Raw genomic sequence first — 20,419 nt, forward strand, 5'->3', positions numbered from 1 at the left:
AAAATTTCCTCCTATTTTCCTTAGGGTTATCTAGCTTCACTTAGTAGTGCTTCAATCGTACCAATTTTATATCCTTTATCTTTAATAACCGTTATCATTTCTTCTATACCTCGCGTACTAGAAGCGGTAGGATGCATCAATACGGTTGCCCCAGGATGAATTTTTTCTCTAATTCTATTGACCATCACAGAAACAGATGGATTTCTCCAATCTATGGTATCTACCGTCCAAAGAATCGTTTCCATATTTAAATCTGCAGCGGTCTGTACTACTCTATCGTTAAAGCTACCACTAGGTGGAGCAAACCACTTCGGTGTCTCACCAATGATCGCATTTAAAATTTGATTTGTTTGATTAATTTGATCATATGCTTCCTCTTCGGAAAGTGTTGCCATATCGGGATGATTGTATGCATGATTACCAATTAAATGACCCTGCTCATCAATCATTTGTACGATTTCAGAATTCTCTTTGGCCCATTTACCTTCAATAAAAAAAGTAGCCTTTACTTCGTGTCTCTTTAGCACTTGTAATATTTCAGGAATATACTCTTCTCCCCAAGAAACATTAATTAAAAAAGCTGTCATTTGCTTTTCAGGGTGCCCTCGATAAATAGGAGAAGCTGGTAGTTCATCTAAAGACACTTCAGGTGGAATTTCATCAAAAACAAATAAATCATCATTAAAGCGATTTTCTTCGTCTTTCATTTTTTCATATGATGCATTCACATCCACTTGCCTTCCATTTCTACCTGGTGTTTTCTTCCACACATTATCTATATAGGCATTCTGTGGCTCTTCTTTATATTCTTTACTTTTTTGTTCTATTTCCATATAAAGTTCATCAGTGGAAGAAGTCGGTGCTTCCATCGATACCTCTAACGGATTTAACTGAAATGGATTATAGTTAAGATCGATTACAGTAAAGACTAAAATAATAAAAACAAATAAATTTACAAATTTTTGATAGCCTCTCATACAAACCCCTCCCCTTACATGTCTATGCAAAAGGAGGACAAGTATGTACAACCTATGATATGTATTTTTTTAGCCTTTCATATGTAAAACAAGACGCATGCAAAAAAGAAACTGAAAATAGAATGGTTCAGCTTCTTTTTATCGCCTTATAAAGATTATTTTGCTTGTTCTTTTGCTTTCTTCTCGTCTTGAATAACTGCTTTTCTAGATAAATTCACACGTCCTTGACGATCAATTTCTTTAACTTTAACCATAATCTGATCACCAATGGAGACAACATCTTCCACTTTGTTCGTGCGTTCTTCTGCAAGCTCTGAAATGTGAACGAGACCATCTTTACCTTTAAACAATTCTACGAAAGCTCCAAATTTCTCGATACGTTTTACTTTACCAAGATAGATCTGTCCTACTTCCACTTCACGTACAAGATCTTCAATAATTTGTTTTGCCTTTTTGTTCATTTCATTGTCTGTTGAGGAGATAAAGATACTACCATCTTGTTCAATGTCAATTTTAACACCAGTTTCATCAATAATTTGATTGATTTGTTTTCCGCTTGGTCCAATAACATCACGGATCTTATCTGGATCAATTGCCATTGTTAAGATTTTCGGTGCAAACTCTGATAGTTCATCTTTCGGTTCTTTAATTGTCGCTAACATCGATTCTAGAATTTGCATACGACCTTTTTTCGCTTGAGAAAGTGCTTCTTCTAAGATATCACGAGATAATCCATCAATCTTAATATCCATTTGTAAAGCAGTTACACCTTTAGCAGTTCCAGCTACTTTAAAGTCCATATCTCCTAGTGCATCTTCCATACCTTGAATATCCGTTAGAATCGTATAATCATCACCTGATTTAACTAGTCCCATTGCAATTCCTGCAACTGGCGCTTTAATCGGTACTCCAGCATCCATCATTGCTAATGTACTAGCACAAATACTTGCTTGTGATGTTGAACCATTCGATTCTAAAACTTCTGATACAAGTCGAATTGTGTAAGGGAATTCCTTATCATCTGGAATTACTTTTTCCAAAGCGCGTTCCCCTAGTGCTCCATGACCAATCTCACGACGACCCGGTCCACGAATAGGGCCTGTTTCACCGACACTATACTGCGGGAAATTGTAATGATGCATAAATCTTTTTGACTCTTCTAAGTCTAAACCGTCTAAAATTTGCACATCACCAAGTGCTCCAAGTGTACACACACTAAGTGCCTGTGTTTGTCCACGTGTAAATAGTCCAGAACCATGTGTACGTGGCAATACGTGTATTCTTGAAGATAGCGGTCGAATTTCATCTACTTTTCTTCCGTCAGGTCTGATTTTTTCTTTTGTAATTAATCGACGGACTTCTTCTTTTACCATACTATCTAAAATTGATTTTACTTGTTTGATTACATCTTCTTCGACTTCTTGCTCTTCATAATGAGCAACAATTTCCTCTTTTGCTTGCTTAATCGCTTCATCGCGCGCATGTTTTTCCTGTACCTGAATTGCAGTTACAATCTTATCTTTTGCTTCTGTATGAACATTAGCAACTAGTTCTTCTTCAGACTCAGATAATTTAACTTCAAATTTCTCTTTTCCGCAAGCCTTAACAACTTCTTCTTGGAAAGCTACTAAGCGCTTAATTTCTTCATGGCCAAACATAATTGCTTCTAACATAATATCTTCTGGAACTTCATTTGCCCCTGCTTCTACCATGTTAATCGCATCTTTTGTACCAGCGACGGTTAATTCAATATCACTTTTTGCTTCTTGCTCAATTGTTGGGTTTATAATAAATTCACCGTCTACTCGTCCGACATTCACACCAGCGATTGGTTGTTCAAATGGAATATCAGATACTCCAAGTGCGATTGAAGAGCCAATCATAGCAGCAATTTCAGAAGGGCAATCTTGATCCACACTCATTACCGTACTAATTACTTGCACTTCATTTCGGAAACCATCTGGGAACAACGGACGGATAGGTCGGTCTATTAAACGTGATGAAAGGATCGCTTTTTCACTAGGACGCCCTTCTCGCTTTATAAAACCTCCTGGTATTTTACCTACTGCATATAGTCGTTCTTCGTAGTTTACTGTTAGTGGAAAGAAAGGAAGATCCTTTGGTTCACTGGAAGCAGTTGCTACGGATAAGACAGATGTATCGCCATAATGAATCATACAAGCACCATTTGCTTGCTTTGCTAATTCTCCAACTTCAACGGTAAATTTCTTCCCGGAAATTTCTGTGGAGAATAGTTGTTTTTCTTCTGCCATTATTTCTAGTTCTCCTTTCATGCTACGACAATTTATCTGTAGCAATCCTATATTCAAATGTAATTCGGTGTTACATCTAAAAACATTCTCTTTTTATAGCATAAACTATCCATAAATAGGAATCAATCTCAGAATCATATGTAACAACAATTTTGGGTAATAGAAAAAGCAGGATCTCTCCTGCTTTTTTAAAATTATCGACGTAAGCCAAGTTTTTTAATTAATTCACGGTAACGAGTAACGTCTTTGTTACGTAGGTACGTTAATAGGTTACGACGTTTACCAACCATCTTTAAAAGACCGCGACGAGAATGGTGATCTTTTTTATGAACACGTAAATGTTCATTTAAAGAAGTAATTTCTTCCGTTAGTACAGCGATCTGTACTTCTGGAGAACCAGTATCCGTTTCGTGAACCTTGTACTCGCTAATAATTTCATTCTTACGTTCCTGTGTGATTGCCATATGGCACACCTCCTAAAATTCTTGATCCCCAGTCCCCTAGCATACGTCGGAGTTACGTTATGCCAAGCGACGGTTGTACGAATATAAGCATACAGCTTATGACGAAAAAAATCAAGTAAGTTAATTATTCTTTTGTTAAATACAATCGAATTTCCTGTTCGTCTTGTTTCATTCGATCAATTAATGCTTCAACCGTATCGAATTTCTTTTCTGGACGAACATAATCCAGCCATTCAATAATTAGTTCTTCTCCATATAAATCATTGGAGTAATCAAAAATATACACCTCAACAGATACATCTTGCCTATTTTCTGTAAAAGTAGGGTTAGTACCAATATTCGCCATACCTTCATACCGTTGATTTTTCACCCAGACATATACAGCGTAAATACCTTGGCGTGGAAGAAGTGAATCATTGGGAACATCAATATTTGCTGTAGGATAACCAAGCTCCCTTCCACGTTGCGCTCCTCTAATTACCATCCCAGTTGATTGATACGGCCTATTTAATAATTGATGTACTTTATCTACATTACCTTCTTTTAATTCTTGACGGATTCGTGTTGAGCTTACTTTCTCTTCATCTAAAGAAACCTGGTCTATTTGCTGCCAAGTAAATCTTTCATTGGAGTAATCTGAAATATTATTCATATTCCCTTTTCCTTTATGACCGAATGAATAGTCAAACCCTGCAACAAGATGTTTTATATGTAATCCCACGATAAAATGATCAATAAATTCTTGTGGACTTAGCTTGGATAACTGATCATTAAAAGTAATGATATAAAGACGATCTACACCAAGTTCTTGAAGAACATCTTGTTTTTCTTTCAATGTAGTAATATATTGAACTTGTTTAGTATCTTTTTTTAACACTACGGATGGATGTGGATGGAATGTAATCACTGCACTATCCATTCCTGTTTTCTCGGCTTCTCGTACTGCGGTTGTAATTACTTTTTGATGACCTTGATGAATACCATCAAAAAATCCAATTGCACTTACGGTTTCTGGTAATTCTTCCATATGCAAGCTATGTGGATATGTTAACTCTATTGTCCTCAAACTTCTTCACCTACACTTTTTTATCTTCAATTGCAAATACACGAACTGGTTTTATCTGATCTACTATGGTTGGGTGAGATTGATAAATAGCTAGTACATTTTCTTCGTGGACAAATACAAATGGATCTGTCTTGGGACGGGAATTTTTCTGTAATGGTAGTTTCTGACCATTTAAAATCCTTTGTTTCATATCTTCACTTACTTCTATCTGATCCAAGTGTTGCAAACCGTTTATTATTGGAACCAGTAGACTTTCCTCGGATTGATTGGAAACGGCTTCTTCTATCATATCAAAAGTTATGGTATTTTTCTCAGAAAATGCCCCTGTCTTTGTTCGAACAAGTAAAGACATATGTGCTGGATATCCCAATGCTTTTCCTATATCTACACATAACGTACGTATATAGGTACCTTTAGAACAAACAATACGGATGTCAAACGAATGATTTTTCTCATCTATACTTGTAAGTGTTAATTCAAAAACTTCAATTTCACGCACAGGTCTTTCCACTGTTTCGTTCGCTCTAGCATACTCATATAATTTTTTTCCATTTACCTTTACAGCAGAATACATTGGTGGGATTTGCTTCGTTCGTCCTAAAAAAGTTTGCAGTATTTCTTGTATTTTCTCTTTAGTAGGGAAGTTAGATACTTCCTTTTTTTCTACTATTTCTCCTGTCGCATCCTCTGTCTCTGTTGAACTTCCTAGTTGGACTGTAGCTTCATATACTTTCTTCGTATCTGTCAAGAATGGAACAATTTTTGTAGCTTGTCCAATACATATAGGTAATACACCTTCCACTTCCGGATCCAGTGTTCCTGTATGTCCCACCTTTTTAGTCTTAAAATATCGACGACAACGCATCACACAGTCATGTGACGTTAGTCCTTTTGGTTTCCATAACGGAAGAATACCATTCATTGGAAAGTCTCCCTTCTTTATTGCTATTAGGATTTTACCACGTATAAAAAATCTGACCCAACGCTAAGGGCTGGATCAGATTCTAATTTACTTATTTAAGTCTCTAAGAATTGTTTCGATACGATTCCCTTGTTCTAATGCTTCATCAAAATCAAATGTTAGTTCTGGTGTTTTTCTTAAACGAATTCGATTACCAATTTCAGAACGGATAAATCCTTTTGCTTTTGAAAGACCTAAAAGTGTATCTTGTTTCTTCTTCTCATCACCAAGAACAGAAATATACACTTTTGCCTGTTGAAGGTCACCAGTAACCTCCACATCAGTTACGGTTACAAATCCAACACGTGGATCTTTAATTTTTCTAGAGAGAATTTCACCAAGTTCTTTTTTCATTTGCTCTGCGACTCGATGAGCTCTTAACTCTGCCATATCTATCACCTCTGTACGTACGTGGTTTATAATCTTTCCACATTTGTAATTGTTCTCTCTAACTCTGAAAACGAATCAATTTGACCAATCGCATGTTGAATGATTTTCTCGGCTTGCACATAGTCAGTAGAAATCGTTACGATTCCAAACTTGGTACGCTGCCATAAATCATGAAAATCTAATTCTGTAACAGATACATTGGACGTCTGACGAAGTTTAGATATTACCTTCTTAATAATAGAACGTTTATCCTTTAAGGAATGACCATCATACAGCATACATTCTATTTCTGCGCAGACAATCATTTACGTTCAATTTCTTCCATAACAAATGCTTCGATAATATCCCCTTCTTTAATATCATTGAAATTAGAGATAGTTATACCACATTCGTAGTTTGTTTGAACTTCTTTCACATCGTCTTTAAATCGTTTAAGAGCTTGAAGTTCACCCTCAAATAATACAACTCCGTCACGAATTAATCGTACGCCAGCATCTCTAGTAATTTTCCCATCTGTTACATAGCTTCCAGCGATGGTACCAATTTTGGAAACTTTAAAGGTTTCGCGTACTTCTGCTTGACCAATTACTTTTTCCTCATATTCAGGATCAAGTAATCCTTTCATTGCAGATTCAATTTCTTCAATTGCATTGTAGATAACACGGTGAAGGCGTAGATCTACTTTTTCTGACTCTGCTGCATTTTTCGCATTAACATCTGGACAAACATTAAATCCGATAACAATCGCTTTAGATGCCGAAGCAAGAATAATATCTGATTCCGTAATTGCACCTACACCTGTGTGAATGATCTTAACGTTAACGCCTTCTACTTCAATTTTTTGTAAAGATGCAGCAAGAGCTTCAACAGATCCTTGAACATCTGCTTTAACAATTATATTTAATTCTTTCATTTCACCTTGCTTAATTTGCTCAAATAAATCGTCTAAGCTAACAGTAGATTGTGTTCCGCGATTTGCGTCAATTTGTTTTTGTTCACGTGCTTCACCGATTTGACGTGCTTTTTTCTCATCTTTAAAGACAAGAAATTGGTCGCCTGCTTGTGGAACACCATGTAAACCTGTGATTTCAACTGGTGCAGATGGACCTACTTCGGTAACACGTTGACCCAAATCATTTACCATAGCACGTACTTTACCAAAAGTACTTCCTACAACTAATGGATCTCCCACGCGAAGTGTACCATTTTGAACAAGTAACGTTGCAACAGAACCTCTACCTTTATCTAATTGAGCATCGATAACACTTCCAAACGCTTTTGCATTCGGATTCGCTTTTAATTCTTCCACTTCTGACACAAGCAGAATCATTTCTAATAAATCGTCGATACCTTCATTTTTAATCGCAGAAAGGTTCACAAAAATCGTGTTACCGCCCCAATCTTCAGGAATTAATTCATGCTCTGTTAGTTCTTGCATGACACGATCAGGATTTGCTCCTTCTTTATCCATTTTATTGACAGCAACAATAATTGGAACTTCAGCTGCTTTAGCATGGTTAATTGCTTCTACAGTTTGAGGCATAACACCATCATCTGCAGCAACAACTAGGATAGCAATATCGGTAATTTGTGCACCTCGAGATCGCATACTCGTAAACGCAGCGTGTCCAGGTGTATCTAAGAAAGTAATCTTTTTACCATCGTTTTCAACTTGATATGCACCAATATGCTGTGTAATTCCACCTGCTTCACCTGCTGTAACTTTTGTATGACGAATCGAATCCAACAACGTCGTTTTCCCGTGGTCTACGTGTCCCATTATTGTCACAACCGCAGGGCGTTCTTGTAAATCTGCCTCAGCATCTTCTTCAATATATTTATCTAAATCTGTATCTTCTAGTATGATTTCTTTTTCAACCTCTACCTCATACTCACCACAAATCAACTCGATTGCATCATCATCGATGTCTTGGTTTTTTGTAGCCATTACACCAAGGAACATTAGCTTTTTAATCAGTTCAGCAGGTTCTTTATTAAGCTTTTCAGCTAAATCTTGTACAGTTAGTGTACCATGATAAGTTATTTTCTCTGGAGTTTCTGCTGGTTTAGCAGCTGGTTTCTCTTGCTGTTGATTTTTCTTTGGCCCTTTTTGTTTCTTGTTTTTATTCTTATTTGAGTTGAATTGATTCTTTTGCTTATTCTGATTAGGTTTTTGTTTCTTTTGTTGTTGATTGCTTGGTTGATTCGGCTTTTGTTCTTGTACAGCTTTCTCTGGTTTTGCCTTAAATTTATTATCTAGCTTTTTGACAACATCATCAGAAATTGCTGACATATGATTTGATACCTCTATACCTTGAGTTTTTAAGAAGTTGATAACTTCTTTACTTGCTATATTATTTTGTTTTGCATATTCATATATACGTATTTTACTCATACGTTCACCCCCGAATTTATTCCCCAATAAGAGATATTAGCTTTTTTGCAAAGCCTGCATCTAAAATAGCAACAGCTACTCTATGGGTCTTTCCGATTGAATGTGAAATAGTATCACGATCATCTACAAATCGAAACGGAATTTGATAGTATTTACATTTGTCCGTTATCTTTTTTTTCGTTTGTGGTCCAATATCACTTGCTAATAAGACCAATTTTGCACGGTTGGAACGAACTTCCTTTAAGATTGTCTCTTCGCCAAAAGCACATTTACGTGCACGTACTGCGAGTCCAAGGATGCTTAGATAACTAGGATTCATGATATGTGCCTTCTACTACTTGTAATAAATCTTCGTAAAGAGATGCATCAACCTCAGTATTAAAAGTTCGATTCAGTACATTTGTTTGTTTTGCCTGTTCAATTACTTCTTTATCTTTGGAAAGATACGCCCCTCTACCATTTTTCTTACCAGATGGATCGACGAAGACTTCCCCTTCCTTATTTCGAACAACACGTATTAATTCTTTCTTCGGTCTCATTTCATTGGTGACTATACATTTACGTTCCGGAACCTTCTTCTTTTTAACCAATGACATTTACCTCCTTATTCAAACAAGTCGCTTTCATTGTCAGAATAGGATCCTTCTTCATCGAGCAATCCTTCTTCTCTAGCTTCGGATTCACTTTTTATATCTATTTTCCACCCTGTCAATTTAGCTGCCAATCTGGCATTTTGACCTCTTTTACCAATTGCTAGGGATAACTGGTAATCTGGAACTACAACTGTCGTTGATTTTTCTTCTTCGTTCACTGAAACTTTGATTACTTTGGAAGGACTTAACGCATTAGATACATATTCTACTGGATCCTCAGACCATTGCACGATGTCTATTTTTTCACCTTTTAGTTCTGTTACAATTGTCTGAACTCGTTGTCCTCGCTGTCCAACACAAGAACCAACTGGGTCAATTTCAGGATCTGCTGCATATACAGAAATTTTAGATCGATCACCTGCTTCACGGGCTACAGATTTAATCTCTACAGTTCCGTCATATATTTCTGGAACTTCCATTTCAAATAGTCGTTTTAATAAACCAGGATGTGATCTAGAAATGAATATTTGTGGACCCTTACTAGTATTTTCTACTTTTGTAACAAATACTTTCAAACGATCGTGCACATGGTATTCTTCTGTAGGCATTTGCTCAGATTCAGCCAGTTTTGCTTCAATTTTCCCTAAATTAACATATACAAAACGCGGATCCTTTCTCTGAATTATACCTGTCATCACATCTTCTTCTCGATCAACGTATTCAGAGAAAATCACGCCTCTTTCTGCTTCTCGAACTCGTTGTGTCACAACTTGTTTTGCAGCTTGTGCAGCAATACGACCAAAATCTTTCGGTGTTACCTCTACTTCGATAACATCATCAATTTCATAGTTTGGATCAATCTTCTTCGCTTCATCTAAAGAAATTTCTTGTTGTACATCTTCTAATTCATCCACCACTGTTTTACGTGCATAAACTGCCATTTTTCCGGTTTCTTCATTCAACTCTACTCGGACATTGGAAGCAGATTTGAAATTTTTCTTGTACGCTGAGATTAAAGCGGCTTCTAAGGCCTCCATTAAGATATCCTTATCAATTCCCTTTTCTTTTGCTAAATTCTCAATCGCATCAAATAACTGCATGCTCACTTTTACTTTTCCCCCTTTTATTAAAACGTAACAGCAATTCTTGCTTTGGCAATTTTGTTATAAGGTATCTCTACTTGCTTCTTACGTGTTTTCACTTTATATTCCATTGTTACAATTTCTCCATCAAAGGATTGTAATGTACCTTCATACTCTTTACTTCCATCAATAGGCTCATATAATTTCACAAAGATATTTTTCCCAATACTGGAGTCAAAGTCTTCTTTATTCTTGAGCGGACGCTCTACTCCTGGAGAAGACACTTCTAAGAAATATGCTTCTGTAATTGGATCTGACTCATCAAGCTTCTCACTCAAAAGTTCTGAAACCTCTCCGCATTCCATGATGTCAATGCCGCCCTCTTTATCTATATAGACACGTAGAAACCAATTCTTTCCTTCTTTTACATATTCAATGTCTACTAACTCTAAATTTTTCTCTTCTAAAATTGGAGTAACCAACTCTTCCGTTAAAGAAACTACGTGAGAACTCATACTTTCATCCTCCTTAACTTCCGACTTAAATTCATTCAATATAAAACCCCTGCCAGATGTTTCGGCTAGGGGGAGCTAAACTCTTCATGGAAATGGGTAAGAATAAAGAGTGGGCGATTCACCCACTCTTTAAAACCGTACGTATCCAACGTTCTTTCCAAAAAATAGTATAGCATAGTTATCTTACCATTGCAAATGGCTCTAGTACTTGTGTAATAGAACGATTTGTTAATGTAAGTCTACATCTATTTATAGGATGTCCATTTTTATAAAAACTATGCTATATAACACGTATTAGAATAACGATAACTGATTTTTATCTTCCATTCCTTCTAAGCAACCGTGGTTATCCAAGTATTCCAATACAGTTTTCGAGATTTTACTACGTTCTCTTAAATCTTCCTTAGATAAGAATTCCCCTTCTTCTCTGGCTTTCACTATATTTATTGCTGCGTTCGTTCCTAATCCATCCACGGCATTAAACGGAGGTAACAAACTATTTTCGTCAACAATGAAGTCAGTAGCACTAGATTGATATAAATCAACTTTCTTAAAAGAAAATCCTCGTTCACACATTTCTAATGAAATTTCTAGTACTGTAAGTAGATTTTTTTCTTTTGGTGATGCGTCATTTCCTTTTACAGTAATTTCCTCTATTCGCTTACGAATTGCTTCAGAACCTTTTATCATCGTATCAAGTTCAAAATCATCTGCACGTACTGTAAAATATGCAGCGTAGAATAGAATAGGATAATGAACTTTGAAATAAGCAATTCGAACGGCCATTAACACATATGCAGCCGCGTGAGCTTTCGGGAACATGTATTTAATCTTTTTACAAGATTCGATATACCAATCTGGTACATCATGTTTCTTCATCTCGTCAATCCACTCGTCTTTAAGCCCTTTTCCTTTTCGAACGAATTCCATTATAGTAAATGCCATCGATGGTTCTAACCCTTTATGCATTAAATAAACCATAATATCGTCACGACATCCAATTACATCTGGTAATTGGCAGATACCATCATTAATCAACTCTTGAGCATTTCCAAGCCATACATCTGTACCATGAGACAATCCAGAAATAATAAGTAGCTCTGCAAAAGTTTTGGGCTTCGTATCTTCTAACATTTGTCTAACGAATTTAGTACCAAATTCTGGTACTCCTAATGTGCCCGTTTTACAATTAATTTGTTCCGGTGTTACACCTAATGACTCTGTTCCAGAAAAGATTTTCATTACTTCTTCATCATCGGTTGGTATATTTTTTGGATCCATACCGCTTAAATCTTGTAACATACGAATCACCGTAGGATCATCGTGCCCAAGTATATCAAGTTTCAACAAGTTATCATGAATGGAATGGAAATCAAAGTGGGTCGTTCTCCATTCACTATTGCGATCATCTGCTGGGAACTGAATTGGTGTAAAATCATATATTTCTTTATCAGAAGGAACAACAATAATTCCTCCAGGATGCTGTCCAGTCGTTCTTTTTACTCCTGTACACCCTTGTACGAGTCGATCTACTTCTGCATTCTTATAAACAAACTGATTATCAGAAGCGTATCCCTTTACATATCCATAAGCCGTTTTTTCAGCTACGGTTCCAATCGTTCCAGCACGATATACATTATCAATACCAAACAATTCTTTCGTGTAATTATGTGCACGAGGTTGGTAATCCCCAGAGAAATTCAAATCAATATCAGGAACTTTGTCTCCTTTAAACCCTAAAAATGTTTCAAATGGAATATCTTGTCCGTCTTTCGTTAAGGCTTTCCCACATTCTGGACAATCTTTATCTGGTAAATCAAATCCACTAGCAACAGAACCATCCGTAAAGAATTCATGGTAGTGACAGTCTTTACAAACATAATGTGGTACCAATGGATTTACTTCTGTAATTTCCGTCATGGTTGCTACAAACGAGGAACCCACTGAACCACGTGATCCCACAAGATATCCGTCATCTAAAGATTTCTTTACAAGTTTTTGAGAGATGAGATAGATAACCGCAAACCCATTACCAATGATACTTTCAAGTTCTTTTTCTAGACGGTCAACAACAATTTGCGGAATAGGATCTCCATATATTTCTTTTGCCTTGTTATAGCATAGATCACGCATCTCTTGTTCCGCGCCTTCAATATTTGGCGTAAACAAACCATCTTTCACCGGTGAAATATCATCAATCGAATCTGCTAGTTGTTGACTATTACCAACAACAATTTCATTTGCTTTTTTCTCACCTAAGAAGTGAAAACATGTAATCATTTCGTTCGTCGTACGGAATGGCGTATCTGGTAACTTATGACGACTTAACGGATTTCCTGCCTGAGAACCTATTAAAATTTGGCGATACTGTTTATCATGATTATCTAAATAGTGTACATTACCAGTAGCCACTACGGTTTTTTTCATTTTATCTCCGAGGTTAACAAGCTTCCGTAAAATATCTAATATTTGCGATTCATTTTGAACTAAATCTTTTTCTATTAGATGTGTATAGTTCTCAGGTGGTTGTACTTCAATATAATCATAGAAATCTGCGACTTGCTCCGCTTCTTCCTCTGATTTTTGCATCATGGTCTCAAATACTTCGCCTTTATCGCAAGCTGTTCCAACTAAAATTCCATCACGATGTTTTTGCAATACAGAACGTGGTAATCTCGGTACACGGTAGAAGAAATCAATATGAGCTCTAGATACTAATTTATATAAGTTCTTTAATCCTTCTTCTGTTTGTGCAAGTAATGTACAATGGAATGGTCTTGAACGTTGATATGCATTGTTTTCACCCATATGATTATTCAATTCTAAATGATTGCTAATTTCTTTTTCTACTAAACGTTGAACTAATTTCCAAAGTAAATATCCAGTGGCTTCTGCATCATAAATTGCTCGGTGGTGTTGTGTTAATTCTATATCAAGATGCTTACAAAGCGTATTTAAACGATGATTACGTAATTCAGGCAATAAAAATCGAGCTAATTCTAATGTATCAATTACCGGATTAGAGGCTTTCTCATAATCAATTCTTTGGAATCCTTGATTTAGAAACCCCATATCAAAGCTAGCATTATGTGCTACTAGTATATCGTTGCCCATCCATGTGTGAAAATCCTTAAGAACATCGGCCACTTCCGGAGCATCATTTACCATATCGTCCGTAATACCCGTTAAATCTATAGTAGTCTGTGACAAGGCATGATGCGGATTTGCAAATGACTCAAACCGATCAACAATTTCTCCGCCTTTAATTTTAACCGCAGCTAATTCAATAATCGTATCATAAACAGCAGAAAGGCCGGTTGTCTCTACATCAAATACAACAAACGTATCTTCATATAGATTTCGATCCGCTTCATTATAAGCAATTGGTACACCATCATCGACTAAATTTGCTTCCACACCATAAAGTACTTTGATACCATGCTTTTCCCCTGCATTATACGCATCGGGAAACCCTTGTACGCCGGCATGATCTGTTATAGCAATTGCTTTATGTCCCCATTTTGCAGCCTGTTCTACTAAAGCTTCCGGAGAAACGACTGCATCCATCTGACTCATCGTTGTATGTGTATGAAGCTCAACTCGCTTATTTTCTTCTGCAGCTTCATCCATTCGTTGTGATACATGAATTTCATGAATGTCTTTGGCCATCATAGCTAGTTCATTCGTATACATATCAGTTTGAATACTTCCCCTTGCTTTTACCCACATACCTTTTTTCACAGATGCAAATTTAGCTACATCTTCATCACCTTTGGAGAACATTTTTATTTGAATTGAATCTGTATAATCTGTTGCTTTAATAATGAGTAGGCTTCTTCCAGAACGCAATTCTCGCACTTCTGCATCAAATACATATCCTTGAACAGTTATACGTCGTTCTTCGTCCATGATTTGATCCATAGTAATTGGTTCATCTTGAATCTTATAACCAATTGCTAATGGTTGCTGATCTGAAATAGACTTATCTTTGTCTCTTTTCTCTTTTTCTTGAACAGTCTTCATGACTAACTGTTGATCTTCCAATGCTTTTTTATCTCGAAATTCTTGCATTGCTTGCGTGTTCGTTTTCACTTCAACCTCAAGTGTGTACGGTAAACTTCCAATCGATAAACAAAACTGATGAAATTTAGCTTCGAGCCTTTTCTTCAAAGCTGATGCTTCCGCTTCGTTTCGGGCAGTTAACATAATCTTATTATTGGAAACTTCAGGAGCTTGATCCAATACTAAATCACGGTAAGCAGGAGACAAAGAGGTTTGTGCAATAAAATGCTTCCAATATATTTGTATATCGCCTTCCGGACAATGCTTATTTTCAGCAGACAACGTTAAACTAACTTCTGCGATGGATGCAAAAGAATCTTTAAGTGAACGATGGAACAATTGATAAGTTTGAAAAGGGAGTACATGATCTATATTTATATAAAAATGCCATTTCTTCTCAGCTTTATGTACTTCGACTTTTTCCAAGTATGAATCAGAAAAATGTGCCTCGATTTCTTTCTCTGGCATCTGAATTTGCTCTAGTAATAATTTCAGTTTTTCCTTCTTTGAAATGTCCACTTCTTACCCTCCTCTATGCTAAATAAGATCAATCAAAAAGGAAGAGGTTGAGACAAAAGTATTTAATCAAAAGATAAATTCCACTGACCGGGGTTGAAAATCGCTTCAGAAATATACTTCTCTTATCCAACGGAATACAGATGAACTTCGTTTGCTTATCACTTTACGTGGTCCGCCATCCTTCTTCCTAAGGAGTCTATGTACATTTTCTTACACAATCTCAAACTATCCGTTCTTCTTTTGAGCAAAACTTTTTATTAGGTCCCAACCTCAAGTTTCTCTTTTATATATTTTACAAGAATAATCGTTGAATGTCATTCCATGTAACTACTATCATTAATAACATTAATAAAGCAAATCCTACAAAATGGAATATGCCTTCCTTTTCAGGAGCAATCGGTTTTCCACGAACAGCTTCAAGTCCAACAAAGAGCAAACGTCCACCATCTAATGCTGGTAATGGAACAAGGTTGATAATACCTAAATTAATACTTAACATCGCTGTCCATAAAAGGAAGTTTGAAAAACCAGTTTGAACCACTTGGTCTGTGGCGTCATAAATACCAACAGGTCCCGATAAAAGCTCAATAGAAACTTGCCCTGTTATTAACATAAATAAGTTTTGTATAATCATTGTGGTAGTGTCATACGTTCTCTCAATGCCATATACAAATGTGCCTAATACGTCTTTTTCAAATCCTTGATAAACACCAATTTGTCCAATCGTGATAGGATCTCCAACTTCATTCACGGCTTCCGCTTCACCTGGTACAACGGATATATCCTGTGATTCACCATTTCGTTGAATAACCATATCTAATTCTTGTCCCGGGTTTTCACGGACAACAGAAGTGAATTCTTCCCAAGTAGAAATAGATTGATCTCCTATTTGCGTAATAACGTCATCTTCTTGGAAACCAGCCTGTTCAGCAGGTGTATTAGGCTGAATTTCACCAAGTTTAGCTTCTTCTACTGGCACGCCTTGAATTATCCCTAAAATAAGGAAAATTGCTATCGCTAATACAAAGTTCATCATTGGACCAGCAAATAATTGCATGGCACGTTTACCTGGAGATTTGGAAGCGAACTGTCGATTATATGGCGCAATTTGTGTTTCTCGCTCATCCATGATAAACATTGCTTTCTCATCAACGTCAAACCGTAATTTATTCTCATCGTCATCAAGTTCATATCCCTCAATAATTAACTGGTGATCTAGGTCAACTTTCTCAACTTCGATTACACGTGCATAAGGATGTTTGGATTTATTATTTACAATAATCTTGGATACTTTTTCATCTTGATTAAATTCAAGGCCAATATGATGGCCAGGTTTTAATTCAATTATTTCAGGATCCTCACCAGCAACACGAACATACCCACCAGCAGGAATTAATCGTATCGTATACAAAGTCTCATTTTTGGTGAATGAAAAGATTTTTGGCCCAAAGCCTATTGCAAATTCTCTTACAAGCATACCTGCTCGTTTTGCAAAAATTAAATGTCCCCATTCATGAATGGAGACTAAAACTCCAAACATTAGTATAAATGCAACAACCGTTGTCATAATAACACCTTCCTTTTATTGGAGCAGGCATTCGAATTAAGTATACAAGCTCTCCGTTAATTATATTCAGCAAAAGGTTAAGATTAACCTTTTCGACTAAAATGTCTAAATTTATTTTAGAAAAAATGTATAAAATGTAATAACGGAAAAACAAATAACATACTATCAAATCGGTCTAAAATCCCACCATGACCAGGTAGTATTTTCCCTGAATCCTTCACATCATAGTTTCGTTTAAATGCTGACTCGACTAAGTCACCAATTTGTCCGAAAATCGATGCCAATACTGTTACAATAATTACAACTATCCATGTATGATCAAATGGGGCAATTAAATGAAATATAGTTGCTACGATACAAGCTGTTAGTATTCCACCCAATGCCCCTTCTACTGTTTTCTTGGGACTAATGGTTGGCCAAAGCTTTCGTTTCCCCCATTTCTTACCAAACAAATATGCTCCAGTATCCGTTGCCCAAACAATGAAGAACGCAAATAAAATATTATTTAATGCATTATCTCCATTTCGAGTTTCCAGTAGATAATAAAATCCAAGACCTACATAAAATGCTGCTAAAATAACAAAGCCGACATGATCAAATGTAAAACGGTTCTTCACTAATACGGTATAACCTAATAAAATTAGGATTAATAACGCAATTAACTCATATCTTGTAAACCAATTAAACACTGCACCATAAAAGGTCGGCAATAGTATTAGCCAAACCAAACATACAGATAAAATATAAGGAAATAGATAGTTTCCAATATGCCTCATCCGTAACAGCTCTAATAAACCGATTGTAGCAAGCAGATAGATCAATATCATAAATGGAAGTCCACCGATAAGGATGAATGGGACAAAGACTAATAGTGCGAGTAATGCTGTAATTGTTCTTTGTTTCATTAAGAAATCATCACCTTATATACCTCCGTATCTCCTTTTTCGTTGTTGATATTCCATCAACGCTTGAAGGAATGTATCTTCATCAAATTCCGGCCAGAGCTTTTCGGTAAACCAAAATTCCGTATAAGCAAGCTGCCAAAGCATAAAGTTACTTAGACGGTACTCTCCTCCAGTACGAATCAATAAATCTGGATCAGATAAACCATTCGTAAATAAATACTTCTCGAAATAACTTTCATCTAGTTGTTCTAAGTCTAATTCAGATGCTTTCGTATCTTGCACTATTTGTTTTACTGCATGTATGATTTCATACCTACTACCATAGTTTAGCGCAAAATTAAGTACTAAACCATCGTTGTCCTTCGTTTTCTCCATGGCATATTCTATCGCATCCTGTGTATGCTTAGGTACTGCATTAAAATCACCAATTGTTTGTACACGAACATTATTTTCTACTAAACCCGGTAAATATACATGTAGGAACTCTTTTGGTAATTTTAAAATAAAATCCACTTCAGATTTTGGTCGTTTCCAATTCTCTGTAGAAAATGTATAAAGTGTTAATACTTTTACATTTGCATTAACAGCAGTTTTTACAATTCGATTTACTGTAGACACACCTTCTCTATGTCCGGCGATTCTAGGTAAACCCCGTCTTTGTGCCCAACGACCGTTCCCATCCATAATGATAGCAACATGACTGGGAATATTATCCCAATCTTCTAGTTCCGTTTCTTTTACTTGTTTTGATAAAAAAGGAATTTTGATAGACATAATCCGTCCCCCGAATGGTTGTTAATTCACAAACCTTTCTTTCTAACTTGAAGATAAGGTATGAAAGGCATGACCATGCCAATTGAATAAATTGTAAATGAGTGTTCATTTACCTAATTATAACGATTTCTCTTACAGAATACAAAAGCCCCCTTTAATAAGAGGGCTTAATGGCATCTTACTACGTAAGAAGAAAACTGTCATCTAGAAAATCGATTTTTTAAAAATAATTTACCAAGGTGCAGTGTTTTCTATGGGTAGTTGAAAAAAACTACTATATACAACTTTCTTTTCAAATATACTACTCCACATAGTTTCCTTTCACTAGCGCTGAGTAGACGGATATACGGCTACAGAAAATTACAATCGTCCGTAAATCTCGATTTCAAATCAATTGCAAGGAAAAAACGCCCTGATTATCTAACAATCAGCGAGATATACAAACTACACTACTAATTGTTAAATTAGCTTTACACTTCCATAATTTCGTTTTCTTTATTCTTAGCTAATTGATCAATTTTATTAATTTTGTCGTTTGTAGATGTTTGAACATCATCTTGGAAACCTCGCAAATCATCTTCTGTTAAGTCACCATTTTTCTCCATTTTTTTCAACAGATCATTTGAATCACGACGGATATTACGAATTTGAACTTTAGATTCTTCTGCGTACTTTCCAACTACTTTAACAAGATCTTTACGTCGTTCTTGTGTTAGTGCTGGAATATTAATTCGAATAATATTACCATCATTGGAAGGAGATAGACCGAGGTCTGCTTTTTGAATTGCTTTCTCGATATCACCTAATGCAGTTTTATCATATGGAGAGATAGTTAAAAGTCTTGCTTCAGGAGCCCCAACAGTTGCTAATTGATTTAAAGGTGTAGAAGCACCATAATAATCTACATATACATTATCTAAAATACTTGGGTTTGCACGTCCTGCTCTAACGGAAGCTAAATTTTTAGATAAAGCTTGTACTGCTTGTTCCATTTTTTGTTCCATCTCTTTTAATACAGAAGCTGACATTTTTTATTTCCCCCTTATCGTTGTTCCGATCGTCTCACCTTGAACGACCCGTTTAATATTTCCTTCTTCCATAATTGAGAATACAATCAATGGAATATTATTATCCATACATAATGAAGAAGCCGTTGAATCCATTACGCCTAATCCTTCATTTAACATTTCAAGATATGTTAACGATTCGTATTTCTCAGCTGACTTGTTTGTTTTCGGATCATCCGTATATACTCCATCAACATTATTTTTTGCCATTAAAATTACTTCAGCTTCAATTTCAGCTGCTCTTAATGCGGCAGTTGTGTCTGTAGAGAAATATGGATTACCAGTTCCTGCTGCAAAAATGACAACACGTTTCTTCTCTAGATGGCGAATAGCTTTTCTTCTTATGTATGGTTCTGCAACTTGTCTCATCTCAATAGATGTTTGTACTCTTGTTTCGACATCAATTGTTTCCAAACCATCTTGTAAAGCAAGAGAGTTCATAATCGTAGCAAGCATTCCCATGTAATCAGCTGAGGCACGATCCATGCCCATCTCACTACCGACTTTACCTCTCCAAATATTTCCACCGCCTACAACAATGGCAACTTCAACACCAAGGTCGGCAACTTCTTTCACTTGCTTAGAAATGGAGTGAATTACTTTCGGATCAATTCCATAACCTTGATCACCACTTAATGCTTCTCCACTTAATTTTAACACAACTCTATTGTAACGTGCTGTCGTCATAATAACCTCCAGAGAAAAAGTTTTTACTATTATATCATTTTTACTTATTAAAAGGCTTGGTTTATCGCGAAACCTTTACCATAAAAGTTTTGATTGAACAATAGTTAAGAAAAAATATATCC

At 36.0% G+C, this 20,419-nt stretch carries 18 protein-coding genes; all 18 read right to left on the reverse strand.

The annotated features are described in order from the left end of the window. Positions 1-26 precede the first annotated feature (26 nt). Positions 27-977 carry a polysaccharide deacetylase family protein gene (locus ABC346_RS14605; protein WP_413235535.1) on the reverse strand — a complete coding sequence of 317 codons (951 nt, stop codon included), beginning with the start codon at positions 975-977 and terminating at the stop codon, positions 27-29. A 155-nt stretch (positions 978-1,132) separates the two neighbouring features. Beyond that, complete coding sequence (pnp, locus tag ABC346_RS14610) at positions 1,133-3,250, reverse strand: polyribonucleotide nucleotidyltransferase (protein WP_413235536.1); 2,118 nt, start codon at positions 3,248-3,250, stop codon at positions 1,133-1,135. Between the two features lie 194 nt (positions 3,251-3,444). Next, complete coding sequence (rpsO, locus tag ABC346_RS14615; protein ID WP_011066003.1) at positions 3,445-3,714, reverse strand: 30S ribosomal protein S15; 270 nt, start codon at positions 3,712-3,714, stop codon at positions 3,445-3,447. Positions 3,715-3,838: 124 nt separating this feature from the next. After that, the gene (locus tag ABC346_RS14620) at positions 3,839-4,780 is read right to left on the reverse strand and encodes a bifunctional riboflavin kinase/FAD synthetase (RefSeq protein WP_413235537.1); all 942 of its coding nucleotides are present in this window, start codon (positions 4,778-4,780) and stop codon (positions 3,839-3,841) included. A gap of 10 nt (positions 4,781-4,790) precedes the next feature. Then, the gene (gene truB, locus ABC346_RS14625; protein ID WP_413235538.1) at positions 4,791-5,702 is read right to left on the reverse strand and encodes a tRNA pseudouridine(55) synthase TruB; all 912 of its coding nucleotides are present in this window, start codon (positions 5,700-5,702) and stop codon (positions 4,791-4,793) included. Between the two features lie 87 nt (positions 5,703-5,789). Next, positions 5,790-6,131 carry a 30S ribosome-binding factor RbfA gene (gene rbfA, locus ABC346_RS14630; RefSeq protein ID WP_413235539.1) on the reverse strand — a complete coding sequence of 114 codons (342 nt, stop codon included), beginning with the start codon at positions 6,129-6,131 and terminating at the stop codon, positions 5,790-5,792. A gap of 26 nt (positions 6,132-6,157) precedes the next feature. Beyond that, positions 6,158-6,436: a DUF503 domain-containing protein gene (locus ABC346_RS14635; RefSeq protein WP_413235540.1), complete on the reverse strand. Its 279-nt coding sequence runs from the start codon at positions 6,434-6,436 to the stop codon at positions 6,158-6,160. Next, on the reverse strand, positions 6,433-8,526 hold the full coding sequence (gene infB / locus ABC346_RS14640; protein ID WP_413235541.1) for a translation initiation factor IF-2: 2,094 nt from the start codon (positions 8,524-8,526) through the stop codon (positions 6,433-6,435). Before infB ends, ABC346_RS14635 begins: the two co-directional genes overlap by 4 nt. A gap of 16 nt (positions 8,527-8,542) precedes the next feature. After that, the gene (locus tag ABC346_RS14645; RefSeq protein ID WP_413235542.1) at positions 8,543-8,845 is read right to left on the reverse strand and encodes a YlxQ family RNA-binding protein; all 303 of its coding nucleotides are present in this window, start codon (positions 8,843-8,845) and stop codon (positions 8,543-8,545) included. Beyond that, entirely contained in the window at positions 8,835-9,116 is a 282-nt protein-coding gene (gene rnpM, locus ABC346_RS14650) for an RNase P modulator RnpM (RefSeq protein ID WP_413235543.1), read from the reverse strand. Before rnpM ends, ABC346_RS14645 begins: the two co-directional genes overlap by 11 nt. Before the next feature lie 14 nt (positions 9,117-9,130). Beyond that, positions 9,131-10,225 carry a transcription termination factor NusA gene (gene nusA, locus ABC346_RS14655; protein WP_413235544.1) on the reverse strand — a complete coding sequence of 365 codons (1,095 nt, stop codon included), beginning with the start codon at positions 10,223-10,225 and terminating at the stop codon, positions 9,131-9,133. A 20-nt stretch (positions 10,226-10,245) separates the two neighbouring features. Next, positions 10,246-10,716: a ribosome maturation factor RimP gene (rimP, locus tag ABC346_RS14660; protein WP_413235545.1), complete on the reverse strand. Its 471-nt coding sequence runs from the start codon at positions 10,714-10,716 to the stop codon at positions 10,246-10,248. Between the two features lie 294 nt (positions 10,717-11,010). Then, complete coding sequence (locus tag ABC346_RS14665) at positions 11,011-15,297, reverse strand: PolC-type DNA polymerase III (RefSeq protein ID WP_413235546.1); 4,287 nt, start codon at positions 15,295-15,297, stop codon at positions 11,011-11,013. A gap of 292 nt (positions 15,298-15,589) precedes the next feature. Next, positions 15,590-16,864: an RIP metalloprotease RseP gene (gene rseP / locus ABC346_RS14670; RefSeq protein WP_413235547.1), complete on the reverse strand. Its 1,275-nt coding sequence runs from the start codon at positions 16,862-16,864 to the stop codon at positions 15,590-15,592. A 116-nt stretch (positions 16,865-16,980) separates the two neighbouring features. After that, positions 16,981-17,769 carry a phosphatidate cytidylyltransferase gene (locus ABC346_RS14675; protein WP_413235548.1) on the reverse strand — a complete coding sequence of 263 codons (789 nt, stop codon included), beginning with the start codon at positions 17,767-17,769 and terminating at the stop codon, positions 16,981-16,983. A gap of 15 nt (positions 17,770-17,784) precedes the next feature. After that, positions 17,785-18,543 carry an undecaprenyl pyrophosphate synthase gene (uppS, locus tag ABC346_RS14680; RefSeq protein ID WP_413235549.1) on the reverse strand — a complete coding sequence of 253 codons (759 nt, stop codon included), beginning with the start codon at positions 18,541-18,543 and terminating at the stop codon, positions 17,785-17,787. A 470-nt stretch (positions 18,544-19,013) separates the two neighbouring features. After that, positions 19,014-19,571 carry a ribosome recycling factor gene (gene frr, locus ABC346_RS14685; protein WP_413235550.1) on the reverse strand — a complete coding sequence of 186 codons (558 nt, stop codon included), beginning with the start codon at positions 19,569-19,571 and terminating at the stop codon, positions 19,014-19,016. Positions 19,572-19,574: 3 nt separating this feature from the next. Then, positions 19,575-20,297: a UMP kinase gene (gene pyrH, locus ABC346_RS14690; RefSeq protein WP_413235551.1), complete on the reverse strand. Its 723-nt coding sequence runs from the start codon at positions 20,295-20,297 to the stop codon at positions 19,575-19,577. Between the last annotated feature and the right edge of the window lie 122 nt (positions 20,298-20,419).

It is taken from the genome of Oceanobacillus phoenicis (assembly GCF_047238145.1).
GTDB lineage: Bacteria > Bacillota > Bacilli > Bacillales > Amphibacillaceae > Oceanobacillus.

What these genes read in the sequence shown, in the direction of transcription:
- rpsO (WP_011066003.1), bottom strand. Translation starts at nt 3,714, where the DNA reads ATGGCAATCACACAGGAACGTAAGAATGAAATTATTAGCGAGTACAAG.
- ABC346_RS14635 (WP_413235540.1), bottom strand. Translation starts at nt 6,436, where the DNA reads ATGATTGTCTGCGCAGAAATAGAATGTATGCTGTATGATGGTCATTCC.
- ABC346_RS14645 (WP_413235542.1), bottom strand. Translation starts at nt 8,845, where the DNA reads ATGAATCCTAGTTATCTAAGCATCCTTGGACTCGCAGTACGTGCACGT.
- pyrH (WP_413235551.1), bottom strand. Translation starts at nt 20,297, where the DNA reads ATGACGACAGCACGTTACAATAGAGTTGTGTTAAAATTAAGTGGAGAA.
- ABC346_RS14605 (WP_413235535.1), bottom strand. Translation starts at nt 977, where the DNA reads ATGAGAGGCTATCAAAAATTTGTAAATTTATTTGTTTTTATTATTTTA.
- rbfA (WP_413235539.1), bottom strand. Translation starts at nt 6,131, where the DNA reads ATGGCAGAGTTAAGAGCTCATCGAGTCGCAGAGCAAATGAAAAAAGAA.
- frr (WP_413235550.1), bottom strand. Translation starts at nt 19,571, where the DNA reads ATGTCAGCTTCTGTATTAAAAGAGATGGAACAAAAAATGGAACAAGCA.
- infB (WP_413235541.1), bottom strand. Translation starts at nt 8,526, where the DNA reads ATGAGTAAAATACGTATATATGAATATGCAAAACAAAATAATATAGCA.
- truB (WP_413235538.1), bottom strand. Translation starts at nt 5,702, where the DNA reads ATGAATGGTATTCTTCCGTTATGGAAACCAAAAGGACTAACGTCACAT.
- rimP (WP_413235545.1), bottom strand. Translation starts at nt 10,716, where the DNA reads ATGAGTTCTCACGTAGTTTCTTTAACGGAAGAGTTGGTTACTCCAATT.
- uppS (WP_413235549.1), bottom strand. Translation starts at nt 18,543, where the DNA reads ATGTCTATCAAAATTCCTTTTTTATCAAAACAAGTAAAAGAAACGGAA.
- ABC346_RS14675 (WP_413235548.1), bottom strand. Translation starts at nt 17,769, where the DNA reads ATGAAACAAAGAACAATTACAGCATTACTCGCACTATTAGTCTTTGTC.
- rseP (WP_413235547.1), bottom strand. Translation starts at nt 16,864, where the DNA reads ATGACAACGGTTGTTGCATTTATACTAATGTTTGGAGTTTTAGTCTCC.
- pnp (WP_413235536.1), bottom strand. Translation starts at nt 3,250, where the DNA reads ATGGCAGAAGAAAAACAACTATTCTCCACAGAAATTTCCGGGAAGAAA.